General features: G+C 64.3%; 14 protein-coding genes. 8 read left to right on the top strand and 6 right to left on the bottom strand.

Going from position 1 to position 17,891, the window contains the following annotated elements:
• The first annotated feature begins 105 nt into the window (after positions 1-105).
• The gene (locus tag BMI91_RS07780; protein ID WP_078604563.1) at positions 106-924 is read left to right on the top strand and encodes an inositol monophosphatase family protein; all 819 of its coding nucleotides are present in this window, start codon (positions 106-108) and stop codon (positions 922-924) included.
• A gap of 132 nt (positions 925-1,056) precedes the next feature.
• Here the strand turns inward: BMI91_RS07780 and BMI91_RS07775 are convergent, their stop codons facing one another.
• Entirely contained in the window at positions 1,057-2,040 is a 984-nt protein-coding gene (locus tag BMI91_RS07775) for a Hint domain-containing protein (RefSeq protein WP_078604562.1), read from the bottom strand.
• Between the two features lie 212 nt (positions 2,041-2,252).
• On the opposite strand from BMI91_RS07775, the gene BMI91_RS07770 reads away from it, so the two are divergent.
• Both BMI91_RS07770 and BMI91_RS07765 read left to right on the top strand, forming a co-directional pair.
• On the top strand, positions 2,253-3,032 hold the full coding sequence (locus tag BMI91_RS07770) for an SDR family oxidoreductase (RefSeq protein WP_078604561.1): 780 nt from the start codon (positions 2,253-2,255) through the stop codon (positions 3,030-3,032).
• Between the two features lie 96 nt (positions 3,033-3,128).
• The gene (locus BMI91_RS07765) at positions 3,129-4,229 is read left to right on the top strand and encodes an ABC transporter ATP-binding protein (RefSeq protein ID WP_078604560.1); all 1,101 of its coding nucleotides are present in this window, start codon (positions 3,129-3,131) and stop codon (positions 4,227-4,229) included.
• A gap of 4 nt (positions 4,230-4,233) precedes the next feature.
• On the opposite strand, the gene BMI91_RS07760 is transcribed toward BMI91_RS07765, so the two are convergent.
• From BMI91_RS07760 to ccmI, 3 genes are read right to left on the bottom strand one after another with little or no spacing between them, the layout of a single operon-like run.
• Complete coding sequence (locus tag BMI91_RS07760; RefSeq protein ID WP_078548071.1) at positions 4,234-4,479, bottom strand: DUF1289 domain-containing protein; 246 nt, start codon at positions 4,477-4,479, stop codon at positions 4,234-4,236.
• The gene (gene ruvX, locus BMI91_RS07755) at positions 4,476-4,949 is read right to left on the bottom strand and encodes a Holliday junction resolvase RuvX (RefSeq protein WP_078604559.1); all 474 of its coding nucleotides are present in this window, start codon (positions 4,947-4,949) and stop codon (positions 4,476-4,478) included. Before ruvX ends, BMI91_RS07760 begins: the two co-directional genes overlap by 4 nt.
• Positions 4,946-6,520, bottom strand: a complete 1,575-nt coding sequence (ccmI, locus tag BMI91_RS07750; RefSeq protein ID WP_078604558.1) for a c-type cytochrome biogenesis protein CcmI — start codon at positions 6,518-6,520, stop codon at positions 4,946-4,948. The genes ruvX and ccmI overlap by 4 nt, the downstream gene beginning before the upstream one ends.
• A 192-nt stretch (positions 6,521-6,712) precedes the next feature.
• On the opposite strand from ccmI, the gene BMI91_RS07745 reads away from it, so the two are divergent.
• The 5 genes from BMI91_RS07745 (at position 6,713) to BMI91_RS07725 (ending at position 12,380) form a co-directional block, all read left to right on the top strand.
• Positions 6,713-7,957, top strand: a complete 1,245-nt coding sequence (locus tag BMI91_RS07745) for a sarcosine oxidase subunit beta family protein (protein WP_078604557.1) — start codon at positions 6,713-6,715, stop codon at positions 7,955-7,957.
• 70 nt (positions 7,958-8,027) lie between these two features.
• A complete protein-coding gene (locus BMI91_RS07740; protein ID WP_078548063.1) occupies positions 8,028-8,351 on the top strand; it encodes a sarcosine oxidase subunit delta in 324 nt (107 codons plus the stop codon).
• Entirely contained in the window at positions 8,348-11,302 is a 2,955-nt protein-coding gene (locus BMI91_RS07735) for a sarcosine oxidase subunit alpha family protein (protein ID WP_078604556.1), read from the top strand. Before BMI91_RS07740 ends, BMI91_RS07735 begins: the two co-directional genes overlap by 4 nt.
• Positions 11,295-11,846, top strand: coding sequence for a sarcosine oxidase subunit gamma (locus tag BMI91_RS07730; protein WP_078604555.1), 552 nt, complete (start codon positions 11,295-11,297; stop codon positions 11,844-11,846). Before BMI91_RS07735 ends, BMI91_RS07730 begins: the two co-directional genes overlap by 8 nt.
• Positions 11,847-11,909: 63 nt before the next feature.
• Positions 11,910-12,380: a hypothetical protein gene (locus BMI91_RS07725; protein ID WP_078604554.1), complete on the top strand. Its 471-nt coding sequence runs from the start codon at positions 11,910-11,912 to the stop codon at positions 12,378-12,380.
• Between the two features lie 200 nt (positions 12,381-12,580).
• On the opposite strand, the gene BMI91_RS07720 is transcribed toward BMI91_RS07725, so the two are convergent.
• Positions 12,581-14,170 carry a hypothetical protein gene (locus BMI91_RS07720; RefSeq protein ID WP_078604553.1) on the bottom strand — a complete coding sequence of 530 codons (1,590 nt, stop codon included), beginning with the start codon at positions 14,168-14,170 and terminating at the stop codon, positions 12,581-12,583.
• Positions 14,171-14,389: 219 nt separating this feature from the next.
• Positions 14,390-17,824, bottom strand: coding sequence for a pyruvate carboxylase (locus tag BMI91_RS07715; RefSeq protein ID WP_078604552.1), 3,435 nt, complete (start codon positions 17,822-17,824; stop codon positions 14,390-14,392).
• Between the last annotated feature and the right edge of the window lie 67 nt (positions 17,825-17,891).

Here is a 17,891-nt window from a genome sequence, read left to right as displayed (position 1 = left end):
TGGGGCGGTCGGCAGCTTGACCCGGAGAAGGGGGGCGGTTACCGCTCCCCTTATCTCATTTCTGGGGGGCGGTTGCGGTGACGGCACGGCCCGGGGAGGACACCGATGCTTGATCTCGACACCGATACCCGTGCGGCGCTCGCCGTGCTGGCCAATGACCTTGCCGATTGCGCCCGTCGCGAGACCCTGGCGCAGTTCCGGCCCGTGGGCGGGATCGGCGCGGATAACAAGCTCGAAGGCGGTTTCGATCCGGTGACCGAGGCCGACCGCTCCGCCGAGGCCGCGATGCGCGCCCTGATCGCGGAACGCCGCCCGCAAGACGGCATCTACGGTGAAGAACATGGGGTGACCCGTGGCGAGAGCGGCCTGACATGGGTGCTCGACCCGATCGACGGCACGCGCGGCTACCTGTCGGGTACGCCGACCTGGGGCGTGCTGATCGCGCTATGCGCCGAGGAAGCGGATGGCCCCGGCGCGCCTATGATGGGCGTGATCGACCAGCCCTATATCGGAGAGCGTTTCACCGGCGGCTTCGGCCGCGCGACGCTGGAGGGGCCGCATGGCGGGCGCGGTCTCGGCGTGCGCAGCGGGCGCGGGCTCGACAGCGCGACGCTTTTCACCACCTTCCCCGAAGTCGGCACGCCCGACGAAGGCGCGGCCTTCGCGCGGCTTTCGCAACAGGTGCGGCTGACGCGCTACGGCATGGATTGCTACGCCTATGCGCTGCTCGCCGCCGGTCAGATCGATCTGGTGGTCGAGGCGGGGCTGCAGCCCTATGACGTCGCGGCTCCGATCGCGGTGATCGAGGCGGCGGGTGGCCTTGTCACCAACTGGCAGGGCGGTCCGGCCCATCGCGGCGGGCAGGTGCTTGCTGCCGCATCGCCCGAGATCCACGCAGCCGCGCTCGACGTGCTGAACGGCTAACCTCTTCCTCTTGGCAAAAATATCCCGGGGGGTGAGGCGGGTTTAGCAGCCTTCCAGTGGAAGGACGCCCCGCCGAACGCCCGAAGCGCGAGCGGAGGGCAGAGAAGAGCGGGGGCAGCGCCCCCTCCACCCTCAGTCCTTGCGCTTGCGGAACAGCTTCTCGCGCCCGATCCGGTCCAGCAGTTCGCGTGTGGCTTCCGTACCGAAATGCTGACGATGGGCGAGGTCGGGCAGGCGGTTTGAAATCTCGCGGCCGAGTTCTTCGGGAAGCAGCGAGAGCGTCGCTTCCGAGACCATCAGGCTCTCCACCGGGATGCCCTCGGCATAGATGATCTCGTGCCGATCGAAGACCAGCGCGTAGTAATCGACGAAACCGCCCTCGCGCTGCCAGACATTCTCGCCATCGACGAGATGCTTTGCCTGCACGAGGATTTCCGACGTGTCGCCCAGCTTGTGCACGCCGCGGCGATAGAGGAACACGCGGTGATGGGGCGAGATCACCAGATCGCCCTCGTTGCCCAGCACGCCCGCCGAAATCACGACCGGCGCGAAAGACCCCAGCGCGCGCATCGTCGCCTTCGCCACCAGCTTCACCGGTTGCGGGCCGTTATCGCGGGTCAGGACGCGCGCGCCCGGAGTGAGTTGCTCGATCGGCATCTGCGCGCCGCCCGCGAGCGTGATCATCGTGCCGGTGGTGAAGGCCACGCAGACGAGGTCCGACAGCAGCGCCTCGCCGGGGTCTTCGCTGGCTTCCAGAAGCGTGTAATCGAAGCGCGCCGCCATCGGTGAAAGCGGCAGCGCATAAAGCGCGCCCGTCGCGTCGTGGCGGATCATCAGGATATCGACCGTGTCGCCCTCGGGCGTGATCAGCAGGTGCCGCGCGATCAGCGCGAGCGCATCGCCCGGCGCGCCGATCTCGGAGCCTGTCGCCACGATCGGCGCGGCGCCTTGCTGGGCCAGCACGAGGCGACGCGGTTTGGCGGCGCGATGAAGCTGATAGATGTCGCCGGGTTCGCAGTCTTCGGCAGGACCGAGCGCGTCGCCCTGATTGGCCCCGGAAGTGACCCAGATATCCTCGGCCTCGAAGACGTGAACGATCTGGCTCGGGTTGGACACGCGCTCTCCCTCGCCCTGCCGGGCCGTCTGAAACTGATGGATCGCATCGGCTTACCGCGGGCTGCTCCCGATGGTCAAGCGGCGACAGCGCGCTTGTCCTCCCCCGCGCGCAAGCTACTGTCCGAGGCGAAGCTGGCAGGGCGGCGCGCGGTGTTTCGTGCGAGGGGCCCCGCCGGAGCACGCCGGAGAATGACAGCAAAGGAGAGGGCGCGATGGATCTTGGGATCAAGGGCCGCAAGGCGATCGTATGTGCGGGGTCGAAAGGGCTTGGACGGGGCTGCGCGATGGCGCTTGCGCAGGCGGGCGTCGAGATCGTGCTGAACGCGCGGGGTGCCGATGCGCTGGCCGCGACCGCGAACGAGATCATGGCTGCGACCGGGGTGACCGTGACGCCCGTGGCCGCCGACATCACCACGCCCGAGGGGCGCGCGGCGGTGCTGAGCGAAGCGGGCGAGGTCGACATTCTGGTGACCAATGCGGGCGGCCCGCCCCCGGGCAACTGGCGCGACTGGTCGCGTGACGATTTCATCGCGGCGCTCGACGCGAACATGCTCGCGCCGATCGCGATGATGCAGGCGGTTTTGCCTGCCATGATCGAGCAGCGCTGGGGGCGGGTGGTCAACATCACCTCGCAATCCGTGCGCGCGCCGATTGCGCAGCTCGGCCTGTCGAATTCCGCGCGGTCGGGCCTGACCGGCTTCGTCGCTGGCACCTCGCGGCAGGTCGCCGAATATGGCGTGAACATCAACAACCTGCTGCCGGGCCTGCACGCGACCGACCGCGCGGTATCGCTCGATACCGGGGCAGCGAAGGCGAAGGGCATCTCGGTCGAGGAGGCGAAAGCGCAACGCGAGGCGACGATCCCGGCGGGCCGCTACGGCACGCCCGAGGAGTTCGGCGCGACCTGCGCCTTCATGTGTTCGGGCCATGCGGGTTTCATGGTCGGGCAGAACGTGATGCTCGACGGCGGGCTGAACAACATCTCGATCTAAGCCGGGTCTGCCGGACCTGCCGGGCTTGCTTGGGGGGCGGGGGGCTGCTATCTCCCGCCCTGCATTGCCTGACACTTTCGGTCGAGATTTCGCTGTATGAGCGCACAATTACCCCCTCCGCGCCTCGAAGTTCGCGCGCTTGGCCGCGTGTTCGACGGGCGGGCCGTCGTCGATGACGTGTCCTTCGCGATCCCCGCGGGGCAGGTGACCTGTCTGCTGGGCCCCTCGGGCTGCGGCAAATCGACGACGCTGCGGCTGATCGCGGGCGTCGACATGCAGGATACGGGCGAGATCTACGTCGATGGTAAGCTGATCTGCGACACGGTGTTCCGTATCCCGCCCGAGCAACGCGCGATCGGGCTGATGTTTCAGGACTTCGCGCTGTTTCCGCATCTGACGGTGGCCGAGAATATCGCCTTCGGCCTCAAGGGCGACTCAGCGGCGAAACGCGCCCGCGTGACGGAACTGCTCGGGAAGGTGCGGCTCACGCGGCATCGCGACAGCTATCCGCACGGGCTTTCGGGCGGCGAGCAGCAGCGCGTGGCACTGGCGCGCGCGCTTGCGCCACGGCCGCGTATCCTCTTGATGGATGAGCCTTTCTCGGGACTGGACGAGCGCCTGCGCGACGATATCCGCGACGAGACGCTGGCGCTTCTGAAAGAGGAAAACACGGCCGTTCTTCTGGTCACGCATGAGCCGCATGAGGCGATGCGGATGGCCGATGAGATCCTGCTGATGCGCGGCGGGAAAATCGTGCAGCGCGGTGCGCCCTACAACCTTTACAACGCGCCGGTGGATCGCGCGGCGGCGGCGTTCTTCTCGGATGTGAACGTGCTCAAGGGGCAGGTGAAGGACGCGCTGACCGAGACCGCATTCGGCGATTTCCTGACGCCGGGCCACGCGGACGGGACCGAGATCGACATCGTGATCCGCCCGCAGCACCTGAAGATCGATTTCGACCGGGCAGGGCGCGGCCCGGCCCCGACGCCGCAGGACGGAACGCCCGCGCGTGGCGTGGTCGAACGCGCGCGCTTCTTGGGCCGCGAGAGCCTCGTCGAGTTTCGGATGGATTTCGACGGCACGATCCTGCGCGCCAGCGTCCCGAACGTCTTCCTGCCGAAGCCCGGCACGCCGATGTGGCTGATGATCCGCCGTGATCGCTGCTTCGTCTTCCCGGCGAAAGGGGCTGGCGCTTAAGCGCTCAGCGGTCCTGCCGCCCCGCGCGCCCGCCCCGGCGTTTGCGAAGTTGCGGCGCGCGCTCGGGCAGTTCCGCCATCACTTCGCGGCGCGCCTCGGGCGTCATCCGCGACCATGCGCCGATTTCTTCCATCGTGCGGTAGCAGCCGATGCAGATCCGCGCCTCGGGGTGGATCTGGCAGAGCTTGACGCAGGGGCTCTCGATCTCGGCGCGTTTCCAGATGTCGTCGGTGTTTTGCGGATCGTTCATGCCGCCCCCAGATAGCGCAGTCGATCCAGCGCGCCTTGCAGGATGAAGCTGGCCGCGACGTGGTCGATCGCCTCGGCGCGTTTGGCGCGCGACATGTCGGCCTCCAGCATCGCGCGTTCGGCGGCGACCGTGCTCAGCCGCTCGTCCCAATAGCTGATCGGCAGATCGGTGAGGCGGCTAAGGTTGCGGGCGAAGGCACGGGTCGATTGGCAGCGCGCGCCCTCGGTCCCGTCCATGTTCTTCGGCAGGCCTAGGATCAGGCCCTTCAGCTCGCGCTCCGCCACGATCTTCAGGAGCGCCTCGGCATCGACGCCGAATTTCTTGCGTTTGATCGTCGAGAGCGGTGTCGCGACCGAGCGCAGCCCGTCGGACACCGCGACGCCGATGGTCTTGGTGCCCAGATCGAGCCCCGCGACCCCGCCCATGCGGGGGATCGCTTCGGCGAACTCTTCGATCGTCTCGCAGATCATTCCGCCACACCTGCCGATTTCGCGGCTGCCTCGACCTGAGCCAGCGCGTCCGGGTTGTCGGCCAGCGCCTTTTGTGCCTCGCCCCAGGCTTCCTTGGCGCGTGCGTTCTCGCCCAGAGTCGCGAGCGACGAGATCACGCGGGCCCATTCCTGCGGCGTGCCGCCGTCGGTGGTCAGCCGGTCAAAGAGACCGTCGACCATGCCCTGGATCATCTGCTGGCGCTCCTCGGGCGTCATGGACTGCGCCTCCTTCATCTGCTGGGCGCTCGGGCCGGGGAGGGCGGGTGCCGCTTGCGGTGCGCTTTGCCCCGCCGAGGCGCCACCCATATCCTTGAGCGCCTGACCGGCGGGCGCCTGATGGGCCGCATCGATCTTCGCCATGTCTTCCGGGCGCGAGCCGAATTTGCCCTTCGCTTCGCCATAGATCGCATCGGCGCGGTCGACCTCGCCGATCATGCGCAGGGAGGAGATCAGGCGTGCCCAATCATCCGCGCTACCACCTTCCTGTGCGAGCCGGTCGTTCAGCCGTTCTACCATCGAGCGGATCATGTCCTGACGGGCCTCGGGCGACATATCCGCCGCCGCCGCGACATCGGCCTGCGACGGGCCGGGGGCGCCGCGCGGTCTGGGCGGGGTGTAGTCCTTCTCGCCCGCGAGCCATGCCAGTTCCTCGATGTTCTGCCGCATCATCGGCACCCAGGGGTCGCTATTCTCCGAGTTGCGCAACGCGCTGTCCCAGAAGCGGAACGCGCGGTCGGCACGCCCGTTCTGCAGCATCATCAGGCCGACATAATAGAGCGACAGCCCGTTCTTCGGATCCATCGTCAGTGCGGTCGCGAAGACTTTCTCCGCCTCGGGGGTGATCATTCCGCCTGCCGCGACGGCCATCATGTCGCCCAGCTCGGCGTAATCCTGCGCCGTCGCAGAATCGCCCTTGGTCGCGACGAGACGCTGCTGCGCCTTCCATGCGGCATCGAAGTTGCCCAGAGTCGCCTCGTTGCGTGCCAGCAATTCGAGACCTTTCGGATCGTTGGGCTTTTTCGCCACGGCTTCGCGCAGCTTCTTCATCAGTGCGAGGAATTGCGGATCCGGGTTGGATTGAGGGGCGGTCGCGCGGGCCTTGGCCATTTTCTCGGCCTCGGCCTGCGAGGGGCGGCTGTCATAAAGCTTGTCGGCATCCGCAAGACGCACGCCGATGGGCTGGTCTTCGTACCCGTCCTGCCCCACGTAATCGTAAAGCGCGAATGCCCCGCCGAAAATCACGACGACGCCGAGCACGACCGCGATGGTCGCCCCTTTTGGCGCGCGGCCCAGATCGGAGCCTGCCTGCGCCTTGCGGTCGGCCTCGAGCATCCGGCGCGAAATTTCCAGCTTCGCGCGGTCGGCTTCCTCGCGCGAGGTGACGCCGCGTTCGACGTCGCGCTCCAGATCGCGCAGCTGGTCGCGATAGACCTGCACGTCATACGAGGCCGCAGGGGCCATCTCGTCCTCGCCGCGCCCGCGCAGCAGCGCAAGGGCGAACAAAAGCGCGATGACCGCAACGAGCGCGGCGGCGATAATCCAGAACAGCATGGCGTCTCCTCATCCTTCGTTCCCCATTTAGGCGAGATGACGCCGCGCCGAAAGGGTCTAGCGCGTGAATGGAACTCGATGTCGCAGGCCCATGTCGCTTTTTTCCCTGCGATGCCGCAACAGGGGGGCTTTCGTCCGCCGCCCCGGTCCATCACAAAGGCGAAAGAGTCGAGATTGCTCGGAGGCGCGCTCATGAAACGCTATTCGATGTTTGCCGTTGCACGTGAGGCGATGCGCTTCCATCGCGGCTGGGAACGAGCATGGCGCTCCCCCGAGCCGGAGAAACGCTACAAGGTCATCGTCGTGGGGGCGGGCGGGCATGGCCTCGCCACCGCCTATTACCTCGGTAAGGTGCATGGCATCACCGATGTCGCGGTGATCGAGAAAGGCTGGCTGGGCGGCGGCAATACGGGCCGCAACACCACGATCATCCGCTCGAACTACCTGCAGGATCCGTCGGCGGCGATCTACGAGAAAGCCCGCGCGCTTTACGAGGATCTCAGCCAGGACCTGAACTACAACGTGATGTTCTCGCCGCGCGGTCTTCTGATGCTGGGCCAGACCGAGCATGAGGTGCGCGGCTACAAGCGCACGGTGCACGCGAACCGCCTGCAAGGCATCGACACGGAATGGATCGGGCCGCAGCAGGTCAAGGACCTCGTGCCGATCATCAATATCGACGGGCCGCGCTATCCGGTGCTGGGCGCGCTGCTGCAAAAGCGCGGCGGCACGGCACGGCACGACGCGGTGGCCTGGGGCTATGCACGGGCCTGCTCGGACATGGGCATGGATATCATCCAGAAATGCGAAGTGACCGGTGTGCGCACCGAAGGCGGCAAGGTGCAGGGCATCTCGACCAGCAAGGGCGAGATCGACTGCGAACAGCTCGCCATCGTCGTCGCGGGGCACTCCTCAGTCATGGCCGAAATGGCGGGCTTCCGTCTGCCGATCGAGAGCGTGGCGCTGCAGGCCTGGGTGTCCGAGCCGATCAAACCCTGCATGGACGTCGTCGTGATGGCCAACACCGTGCACGGCTACATGTCGCAATCCGACAAGGGCGAGATGGTGATCGGCGGCGGCACCGACGGGTTCAACAACTACACCCAGCGCGGCTCGTGGCACCATGTCGAGGAAACCACCCGCGCGCTGGTCGAGACCTTCCCGATCATCTCGCGCCTCAAGATGCTGCGCCAATGGGGCGGCATCGTGGACATGACCGGTGACCGCTCGCCCATCCTGTCGAAAACGCCGGTCGAGGGCATCTTCGTCAATTGCGGCTGGGGCACCGGCGGGTTCAAGGCGATCCCGGGCTCGGGCTATGGCATGGCCGAACTGATCGCGCGCGGCCACTCGCCGCTGACCGACCAATTCGGGCTCGACCGTTTCAAGGAAGGCCGCTTCATCGACGAAAGCGTCGCCGCAGGGGTGGCGCACTGATGAAGACGACCTCCCTTTCGACCTGCTTCAAATCCCTCCCGGCGCTCTCCAACTGCGAGGTGCATCCCAAATGCTGACCCTCACCTGTCCCTGCTGCGGCGTCATCGCCGAGGAAACCGAATTCGCCCCGGGCGGCGAGGCGCATCTCAAGCGCTTCGGGCCGGGCTCGTCGGATGACGAGTTCGAGGGCTACCTGTTCGCCCGCAAGAACCCGAAAGGCGTCCATTTCGAGCGCTGGCGGCACGCCTATGGCTGCGGCAAGTGGTTCCTGGCTGCACGCGACACCAACACGCTCGAGGTGTTTGCGACCTACAAGGCGCAGACCACCGAGCCCCCCGCCGATGTGATCGCGAAGATCAAAGCGAAACGCCCCGACTGGGAGGGCTATAAATGAGCACGCGTCTTTCCAAGGGTGGTCGTCTGATCGACCGCGCGAAACCGCTCGCCTTCACCTTCAACGGCAAACCGATGCGCGGCTTTGCGGGCGATACGCTGGCCTCGGCTCTGCTGGGCGGCGGTCAGGTCATGGTGGGCCGGTCGTTCAAATATCACCGCCCGCGTGGGATCGTGGCGTCTGGCGCGGAAGAGCCGAACGCGCTCGTCGGTCTGGGTCGTAACGCACGGTTCGAGCCCGATCAGCGCACCACCACGACCGAGTTGTTCGAAGGGGCTGAGACCACCAGCCAGAACCACTGGCCGTCGCTCGACTTCGATATCGGCGAGATCAACAACACCTTCTACAAATTCCTGCCCGCGGGCTTCTACTACAAGACCTTCATGGCGCCGCGAGCTGCGTGGAAGCACCTCTTCGAACCCATCATCCGCAAATCCGCAGGTCTAGGCGGCGTGCCGAAAGAGGCCGATCCCGATCGCTACGAACAGGTCTATGCCCATTGCGACGTGCTCGTCGTGGGTGGCGGTGTGGCGGGTCTTGCCGCGGCGCTCAAGGAAGGTCGCGCGGGCAAGCGCGTCTGGCTGATCGAGCAGACCCCGAACTGGGGCGGGCGCACGCCCGTCGATGGCGGTCAGATCGACGGTCACGACGCACAGAACTGGATCGACAGCGCGCTGGTCGAACTGTCCTCGATGGAGAACGTCACGATGCGCACCCGCCTGATGGCGGCGGGCCTGCACGATCATGGCTATGTCATCGGCTACGAGAACCTCGCCGACACCACCCCCGGCGATGGCCGTCCGCGTCACCGCCTCTGGCGTATCCGTGCAGGCCACACGATCACCGCGACGGGCGCGATCGAGCGTCCGCTGGCCTTCGCGGGCAATGACGTGCCTGGCGTGATGCTGGCCTCGGCGGTGCGCGATTACATCGTGAACTGGGCGGTTTCGCCCGGTGATCGCACGGTGCTCGTGACCAACAATGACGACGCCTACCGCACGGCGCTCGCGATCCTCGATGCAGGTCTGACGGTCTCGGCCGTGGTCGATGCGCGCGAGGAAACCCATGGGGCACTGGCCGAAGCCGTGAAGGCGCGCGGCGTGCGTGTCCTCGAAGGGCGCGGCATCGCGAAAGTGCTGGGCCGCAAGGGCGTCTCCGGCGTCGAGATCTGCGCACAGGCAGGCGAGGGCGGTGCGGTCGAGATGATCGACTGCGATTGCGTCGCGATGTCGGGCGGCTGGTCGCCGGTCGTGCACCTGTGGTCCCATTGCGGCGGCAAGCTAACCTGGGACGATGCGCGCGCGATGTTCCGCCCCGATCCCAACCGTCCGCCGACCGGCGCGGACGGGACCGGCATGGCGACGGTCGTGGGGGCCGCCAATGGCGATCTGACGCTCTCCGAGGCGATGGGCGGTCTGGGTATCGGCGCAGCTTCCGAGGAAGAAGCGCCGCTCGCCCCGGTCTGGATGATGCCCGCAGGCGCGCCCGACGCGCTGCGCTTCAAGAGCTTCCTCGACTACCAGAACGACGTGAAAGTCTCCGACGTGCAACTCGCTGCGCGCGAGGGCTACGAGTCGGTCGAACATACCAAGCGCTACACGACGCTCGGCATGGCGACCGATCAGGGGAAACTGAGCAATATCAACGGGCTCGCGATCCTCTCGGATGCGCTTGGTCAACCGATCCCCGCCACTGGCACGACCACCTTCCGTCCGCCCTACACGCCGATTTCGCTCGGCGCTGTGACGGCGGAGGCCAAGGGCGAGCTGTTCCAGCCGCTGCGCCGCACCCCGATCCAGTCCTGGCACGAGGCCAAGGGCGCGCATTGGGAACCGGTCGGCCATTGGCGTCGCCCCTATTGCTACCCGAAATCGGGCGAGAGCCACCGTGACGCGGTCAATCGCGAGATCACCAATACCCGCAAGAATGTGGGCATGCTCGACGCCTCGACGCTGGGCAAGATCGTGGTGAAAGGGCCCGATGCGGGGAAATTCCTCGACATGCTCTACACGAACATGATGTCGACCCTGCCGGTGGGCAAATGCCGCTACGGGCTGATGTGCAACGAGAACGGCTTCCTGATGGATGACGGGGTCGTGGCGCGGCTCGACGAGGATACGTGGCTGTGCCACACGACCTCGGGCGGGGCCGATCACATCCACGGCTGGATGGAAGACTGGCTGCAATGCGAGTGGTGGGACTGGAAGGTCTATACCACGAACCTGACCGAGCAATACGCGCAGATCGCCGTCGTCGGTCCGAAATCGCGCGAGCTGCTGGAGCGCTTGGGCGGCATGGATGTCAGCAAGGAGACGCTGCCCTTCATGAAGTGGACCGAGGGCAAGCTGGGCACGTTCGACGCTCGCATCTTCCGCATCTCCTTCTCGGGCGAGCTGAGCTACGAGATCGCGGTGCCTGCGAGCCAAGGCCTCGCGCTTTGGAAGGCGCTCATGGCCGAGGGCGAGGCGCTTGGCGTGATGCCCTACGGCACCGAGGCGCTGCATGTAATGCGCGCCGAGAAGGGCTTCATCATGATCGGCGACGAGACCGACGGCACGGTGATCCCGCAGGATCTGGGGCTGAACTGGGCGCTCTCGAAGAAGAAGACCGACTATCTGGGCAAGCGCGCGCAGGAGCGGTCCCACATGACCGACCCGAACCGCTGGAAGCTGGTCGGCTTGGAGACGCTCGACGGATCGGTGATCCCCGATGGCAGCCACGCGCCCGCCGACGGGTTCAACGACAACGGTCAGCGCAACACGCAAGGCCGCGTCACCTCGACCTATTACTCGCCGACGATTGGCAAGGGCATCGCGATGGGGCTGGTACTGAACGGGCCCGACCGGATGGGCGAGGTGATCGAGTTCACCGGCGAGGGCGAGGAAATGGTCAAGGCGCGGATCGTCGATCCGGTCTTCTACGATAAGGACGGGGAGAAGCAGAATGTCTGAGGCCGTCAGCGCCCTTTCGGGCCAGACCCACGAAGGTTTCGTCACCGTGTCCGAGGCCGGGCTGGTGGGCATGATCTCGATCCGCTCCGATCTGGAGGCCAAGGGGCTCGCCAAGGCGCTCAAGGCCGAGGGGCTTCCCGTTCCCGGCGCGCGCCGCATCGAGACCGTTGACGGGCGCTCCATCGCCTGGATGAGCCCGGATGAGCTGTTGCTGATCTGCGCTCATGACGAGGCGCCCGCACTGACTGCACGGCTGGCCGAGGCGCTTGCCGCAGACCATGCGCTGGTCGTCAACGTCTCGGATGCCCGCGCGATGTTCACCATTCGTGGGGACAAGGCGGATCAGGTGGTGATGAAGCTCTCGCCCGCCGATATCGCAACCCTGCCCGAAGGCGAGATCCGCCGCTCCCGCACGGCGCAAGTCGCGGCCGCGTTCTGGCGCTCCGGGGAAAGTGAAATCTCACTCATATCTTTCCGCTCTGTTGCCGGCTATGTTATGGGACTGCTTGAAGTTTCCGCCCGTGAGGGCAGCGATCTCTTTTAACATCCGGGCGTTGGTCTTGCATTAATCGGGCCGCTTCGTGCCCGATTAATTTGTCGAGGCCATATGTTCCGTCCATTTCTTTTCGCAGCTTTCGTCGTCTTTTCCGCTGGCCCGGTTCTGGCCAATCCCGAGCAGCCGAAGCTGCCGCGCGGGACGCAGGTGATGCGTTGCACCTTCGAGACCGGCCATCTGTCGAATTCGACACCCGGCGAGGTCGATCTGCTGAAAATCCCGGGCGGGGAATGGAAGGTCTATGACACGTTCCTCCATCATTTCGACTTGCCGTTGCAGCCGGTGCAGGTGCTTGTCGACAATCCAAAGCGCACGACGTTTGGCTGGAAGGTCGACAGGCTCAAGACCAAGCGCAACTACTACACCCCGCGCGTCGAGTTTCGCGTGACCCGTTTGAAGGCCAGCGGTAAGGCCTCGATCGCGGTGCGCCCGCGAGGCTATCGGTCTGAGACGGCATGGGGCTCCTGCGATCCGATCCATGAGATTCGAGCCGGGGCAGGTGGCGCGGCCTCTTCGTCGTAGAATTCCGACAAGACATCGCAATCGGAGGCGGGCGCCCCTGAGCGTCCGTCATCTGCCGAACGTGCAGAGGGTGTTTGGCGGCACGTCTAACCGTTGCCGACGTCTGGATGCGCGCGGACACGTTTTGCGACGCCGCGAGACGGAAGTTCAGTCCTCTACGGTGCCCCTCGTCCCTCGAGCTTCATGCGCGAGCTCGTCGCTCAGGGCACAAGGACGTCCTCGGACGCCGCCAAATCTGGGTGCTGGGTCCTGAGTGCGACGCGCGTTTCGCTGGCTTTGCGGCGCGCGGCTGTCAGCTCCGCCATCGCCTGTTGGTCGTCGATGCGCCCGAGATTGGCACCGCCAAATTCATAATCGAACGGGACGTCGTGAAGCTCAGGATCAACCTGGAAAATAATATCGTTAACCGCAAAGCTGTTTTTGCGATAACCCTCTTCGATTGAAAGAGACAGGGATATCAGATGTCGACTGTTGAAGGGCGACATGAAGAAGTTTCGCGTAAGTGCCGGGAAAATGAGCCCGATTGTCGAGCTATAGTATATTTCGAGGAACATAAGGTCGACTTGGCGTTTCGCAGCGTTTTCCGGAAGCGTTTCGACCCAGTTCTGATACTCGGGTAGAAACGTCCTGTATGTCTTGCGGTCGAACGCTTTGCCCGGAACGATCAGCAGGCGTTTGACTTGCCAGCGTAGATTGTTTCTTCCGTCCTCGCCCAGTTTGTCGATGAACACGGCACGCAACAAGTCGGTTTGGTGGCCGCGCAGGATTACCATCCTATCCTCGAGGCATTCATGCAGCCCGTGAGCGACTTCTCGGGTCAGCTTTTTCTTGAACCCGAGCGCGGCATGGAATTCGGCTTCGAACCGCGAAACATCCTCTTCAGAGACCTTGATATTCCGCTTGTCGTGGATTTCATGGTCGACCTGCAGGACCTTCGCGAGTGTTCCAGCGATCGTTGCGTCGATCCTGCTCGCGTAATTATGGATATGGGTGAAAAATTGGTCGAAGCCCGCGAGGTTCGTGCGCGATATCGAAGCGAGCAAGCGGCTATCCTGCCCTCCCGATAACGGGAGCGCAGTTTTGAAGTTAGCGTTGATCTCTCCGATAACCTTCGAGGTTCGTCGAATTATTTCTCCGTAAATATCGTCATGTGATCGATCCGTCGTGAAATCCTCGTCGCGCGGCCAAAAGCGAGTTTCAGAAAAGTCATTGAGATTGAGATAAAAATTCGGATTTCCGCGACGGACATCCTTATCGTAACTGTGGAACAGGCTGTAATTGCCTTCGCCGCGCTCGATGAGAGAATGGTCGTATAGCGGATGAGGTGTTGTGTCGCGCTCGATGCAAAGGGCAAGGCTCGACGCGACCTGTCGTTCTTCACGGTCATAGACCATGCCATTCATGCCGACTGCGTCACTGTAAAATCGCTTTGAAGCGCCTTTGGCAATAAATACATTATACCGACCGGAAACATAAAAGAGCCAGTCTTCGAAATCCTCGAAGAAGCTATCGCGATCCAAATCGAGTGACAGGATTTTATGGGTGCCCTTCACCAACGTCTCGTTATCGACTCCGATACCGATGAAAAGGCCGATCGCACGGCCCTTGGCATCTTCCAGCTTCGAAACGCATACTCCGTCGCCGACATGAAGGTGCCAGCCGCCGAAACTATAACGCTTCAGGATCGTGTCCGTAATCTCACGTTGTGTCAGGAGATATTGCCAGCGCGAAATTTTCTCGAAATTGATGCCTGCTTTCGCGCAGCCGGACTCCGCTCTAATCGTAGTCATTCACAAATCTTTCTGGAAATTATGAATAGATTAAGATGCTGATAAAAATCGTTACGATCCTATAATCCCGGGCGGTCTTGTCAATGTTGCCCGTAGGGCGGTCGACAAGAAACAGGGGCCTCCGTGTTCCCAATGACGTTCTGGACCTGATCTTTCCAACAAATAAAAACGCGCGCCGGGGCGGGGCCTCGGCGCGCGTTTTGTTCAATGCTGCGACGATTACTCCAGTTCGACCAGCAGATCCTTCGCGTCGATCTGCGCCCCCGGCGAGACATGGATCGCCTTCACCGTGGCTTCGCGGTCGGAATGGATGCCGGTCTCCATCTTCATCGCTTCGATGGTCAGGAGCATATCGCCCGGTTTCACCTTCTGGCCGACATTGACCGCGATCGAGGCGATCGAGCCCGGCATCGGCGCGCCGATATGGTTCGGGTTGCCTGCCTCGGCCTTCGGCTTCGCCGCCGTCGTCGCCTTCACCGCGCGGTTCGGGACGCGCACGGCACGGGGTTGGCCGTTGAGTTCGAAATAGACCTTCACCTCACCCAGCTCGTCGGTTTCGCCGGTGGTGAGATAGCGGATCTCCAGCGTCTTGCCGGGGTCGATCTCGGCGGAGATCTCGTCCTGCGGCTCCATCCCGTAGAAGAAGACCGGGGTGGGCAGGGTGCGCACCGGGCCATAGGCTTCGTGGCGGCTGGCGTAATCGGTGAAGACCTTGGGATACATCAGGTAGCCGGCGAGATCCTCATTGTCGATTTCACGCCCGTCGAGCTGTTCGGAGACCTCCTTGCGGGCGGCTTCCAGATCGACCGGGGGCAGGTTCTTGCCCGGGCGCTCGGTCGAGGGATGCTCGCCTTTGAGCACCTTCTTCACAACCCCCTCGGGCCAGCCGCCGGGCGGTTGGCCGAGATTGCCGCGCATCATGTCGATGACCGAATCCGGGAAGGAGACATCCTTGGCCGGGTCGAGCACGTCTTCCTTCGACAGGCCCTGTGCCACCATCATCAGGGCCATGTCGCCCACGACTTTCGAGGACGGCGTGACCTTCACGATATCGCCGAAAATCTGGTTGGCGTCGGCATAGGCCTGGGCCACCTCATGCCAGCGCTCCTCCAGCCCCAGCGAGCGCGCCTGCGCCTTGAGGTTGGTGAACTGGCCGCCGGGCATCTCGTGCAGATAGACCTCGGAGGCCGGGGCTTCGAGACCGCTCTCAAACGCCGCATATTGGTGGCGCACGGCCTCCCAATAGTTCGACATCATGCGGATCGCGTGGATGTCGAGGCCGGTGTCGCGCTCGGTATGGGCCAGGGCCTCCACGATCGAGCCGAGGCAGGGCTGCGAAGTGCCGCCCGAGAAGGCGTCCATCGCCGCGTCGACCGCATCGACGCCCGCATCTGCCGCGGCGAGGATCGTAGCCCCCGCGATTCCGCTCGTGTCATGGGTGTGGAAGTGGATCGGGATATCGACCTCTTCCTTCAGCGCCGCGATCAGCTTGCGGGCGGCGGCGGGTTTCAGCAGGCCTGCCATGTCCTTGAGGCCCAGCACATGCGCGCCTGCGGCCTCCAGCTCTTTCGCCATGCCGATATAGTATTTCAGGTCATACTTGGCGCGGTCCGGGTCGAGGATATCGCCGGTGTAGCAGATCGTGCCTTCGCAGATCTTGCCGCTTTCGATAACCGCATCCATCGCGACGCGCATGTTCTCGACCCAGTTCAGCGAGTCGAAGACGCGGAACACGTCGACGCCGCTCTCCGCGGCCTGCTTAACGAAGAATTGCACCACGTTGTCGGGGTAGTTCGTGTAGCCCACGCCGTTCGAGGCGCGCAGCAGCATCTGCGTCAGGATGTTAGGCATCTCCTCGCGAATGTCGCGCAGGCGCTGCCACGGGCATTCCTGCAAGAAGCGGTAAGCCACGTCGAAGGTCGCGCCGCCCCAGCATTCGACCGAGAACAGATCGCTGAGGTTCGAGGCATAGGCGGGGGCTGCCTTGATCATGTCGATCGAGCGCATCCGGGTCGCCAGCAGCGACTGGTGACCGTCGCGCATCGTGGTGTCGGTCAGCAGCAGCTTCTTCTGCGCCTTCATCCAATCGGCGACGGCTTTCGCGCCCTCTTTCTCGAGCAGGTTCCGGCTGCCCGGCTTTGCCTCATCCTTGTAGGCGGGCAGGCGCGGCGGTTTCGCCTCGGCATGGGGCTTGTTGCGGCCCGCGGTCTCGGGGTGACCGTTGACGGTGATATCCGCGATATAGGTCAGGATCTTGGTGCCCCGGTCGCGGCGCTGCTTGAAGTCGAACAGCTCCGGCGTCGTGTCGATGAACTTCGTCGTGTAGCTCATGTCGAGGAAGGTCGGGTGCTTGAGCAGGTTGATGACGAAGTCGATATTCGTGCTCACCCCGCGGATCCGGAATTCACGCAGGGCGCGGTCCATCCGGCGGATCGCCTGATCGGGATCCTGCGCCCAGGCGGTGACCTTCACCAGAAGCGAGTCGTAATAGCGGGTGATGACGCCGCCCGCATAGGCGGTGCCGCCGTCGAGGCGGATGCCGTTACCGGTCGCCGAGCGATAGGCGGTCAGGCGGCCGTAATCGGGGATGAAGTTGTTCTGCGGATCCTCGGTGGTCACGCGGCATTGCAGAGCGTGGCCCGAAAGCTCGATCTCGTCCTGAGATTTGGCGCGGGTGGCCTCGGCCAGCGTCGCGCCCTCGGCGATCTTGATCTGGGCCTGCACGATGTCGATGCCGGTGACCTCTTCGGTCACGGTGTGCTCGACCTGAACGCGCGGGTTCACCTCGATGAAGTAGAAATTGTCCGAGTCCATATCCATCAGGAATTCGACCGTGCCGGCACATTCATAGCCGACCGCCTGACCGATCTTCAGCGCGAGCTGGCAGACCTCTTCGCGCTGTTCGTCCGAGAGATAGGGGGCAGGGGCGCGTTCGACGACCTTCTGGTTGCGCCGCTGCACGGTGCAGTCGCGCTCGTAGAGGTGATAGAGATTGCCATGCGTGTCGCCCAGCAGCTGCACCTCGACGTGGCGCGCGCGGATGATCATCTTCTCGAGATAGCCCTCGCCATTGCCGAAGGCGGCTTCAGCCTCGCGACGGCCCTCGCGGACCTTCTCGACCAGTTCGTCCTCGCCCAAGATCGGGCGCATGCCGCGCCCGCCGCCGCCCCAGCTGGCTTTCAGCATCAGCGGGTAGCCGATCTCTGCGGCCTCTTTCTTGATCGCGTCGAAATCCTCGCCCAGCACTTCGGTCGCGGGGATTACCGGCACACCGGCCTTGATCGCCACGCGACGCGCCGAGGCCTTGTCGCCAAGCGCGCGCATCGTTTCGGCCTTCGGACCGATGAAGGTGATGCCGGCGGCGTCGCAGGCTTCGACGAAATCGGGGTTCTCCGACAGCAGGCCATAGCCCGGGTGGATCGCATCGGCACCGCTTTCCTTGGCGACGCGGATGATCTCTTCGATCGAGAGATAGGCGCCGACGGGGGAGAGGCCCTCGCCGATGCGATAGGCTTCATCGGCCTTGAAGCGGTGCAGGCCCAACTTGTCCTCTTCGGCGTAGACGGCGACCGTCTTCTTGCCGAGCTCGTTGGCGGCGCGCATCACTCGGATGGCGATCTCGCCACGGTTGGCCACGAGGATCTTGTTGAACATAGCGTTCTCCCTGTTGTCGAAAGTGGCGCTACGGTAGCGTTGCCGCGCCGCAGCGCAAGGGCCTACC

Source organism: Thioclava sediminum, assembly GCF_002020355.1.
Lineage (GTDB): Bacteria > Pseudomonadota > Alphaproteobacteria > Rhodobacterales > Rhodobacteraceae > Thioclava > Thioclava sediminum.
This window is presented reverse-complemented; position numbering and strand designations above follow the sequence as displayed.

Bases quoted from the DNA above. Each gene is read 5' to 3' on its own strand.
- ccmI (WP_078604558.1), bottom strand. From the start codon at position 6,520: ATGCTGTTCTGGATTATCGCCGCCGCGCTCGTTGCGGTCATCGCGCTT.
- BMI91_RS07720 (WP_078604553.1), bottom strand. From the start codon at position 14,170: ATGACTACGATTAGAGCGGAGTCCGGCTGCGCGAAAGCAGGCATCAAT.
- BMI91_RS07765 (WP_078604560.1), top strand. From the start codon at position 3,129: ATGAGCGCACAATTACCCCCTCCGCGCCTCGAAGTTCGCGCGCTTGGC.
- ruvX (WP_078604559.1), bottom strand. From the start codon at position 4,949: ATGATCTGCGAGACGATCGAAGAGTTCGCCGAAGCGATCCCCCGCATG.
- BMI91_RS07735 (WP_078604556.1), top strand. From the start codon at position 8,348: ATGAGCACGCGTCTTTCCAAGGGTGGTCGTCTGATCGACCGCGCGAAA.
- BMI91_RS07725 (WP_078604554.1), top strand. From the start codon at position 11,910: ATGTTCCGTCCATTTCTTTTCGCAGCTTTCGTCGTCTTTTCCGCTGGC.
- BMI91_RS07780 (WP_078604563.1), top strand. From the start codon at position 106: ATGCTTGATCTCGACACCGATACCCGTGCGGCGCTCGCCGTGCTGGCC.
- BMI91_RS07760 (WP_078548071.1), bottom strand. From the start codon at position 4,479: ATGAACGATCCGCAAAACACCGACGACATCTGGAAACGCGCCGAGATC.
- BMI91_RS07745 (WP_078604557.1), top strand. From the start codon at position 6,713: ATGAAACGCTATTCGATGTTTGCCGTTGCACGTGAGGCGATGCGCTTC.
- BMI91_RS07770 (WP_078604561.1), top strand. From the start codon at position 2,253: ATGGATCTTGGGATCAAGGGCCGCAAGGCGATCGTATGTGCGGGGTCG.
- BMI91_RS07715 (WP_078604552.1), bottom strand. From the start codon at position 17,824: ATGTTCAACAAGATCCTCGTGGCCAACCGTGGCGAGATCGCCATCCGA.
- BMI91_RS07740 (WP_078548063.1), top strand. From the start codon at position 8,028: ATGCTGACCCTCACCTGTCCCTGCTGCGGCGTCATCGCCGAGGAAACC.
- BMI91_RS07730 (WP_078604555.1), top strand. From the start codon at position 11,295: ATGTCTGAGGCCGTCAGCGCCCTTTCGGGCCAGACCCACGAAGGTTTC.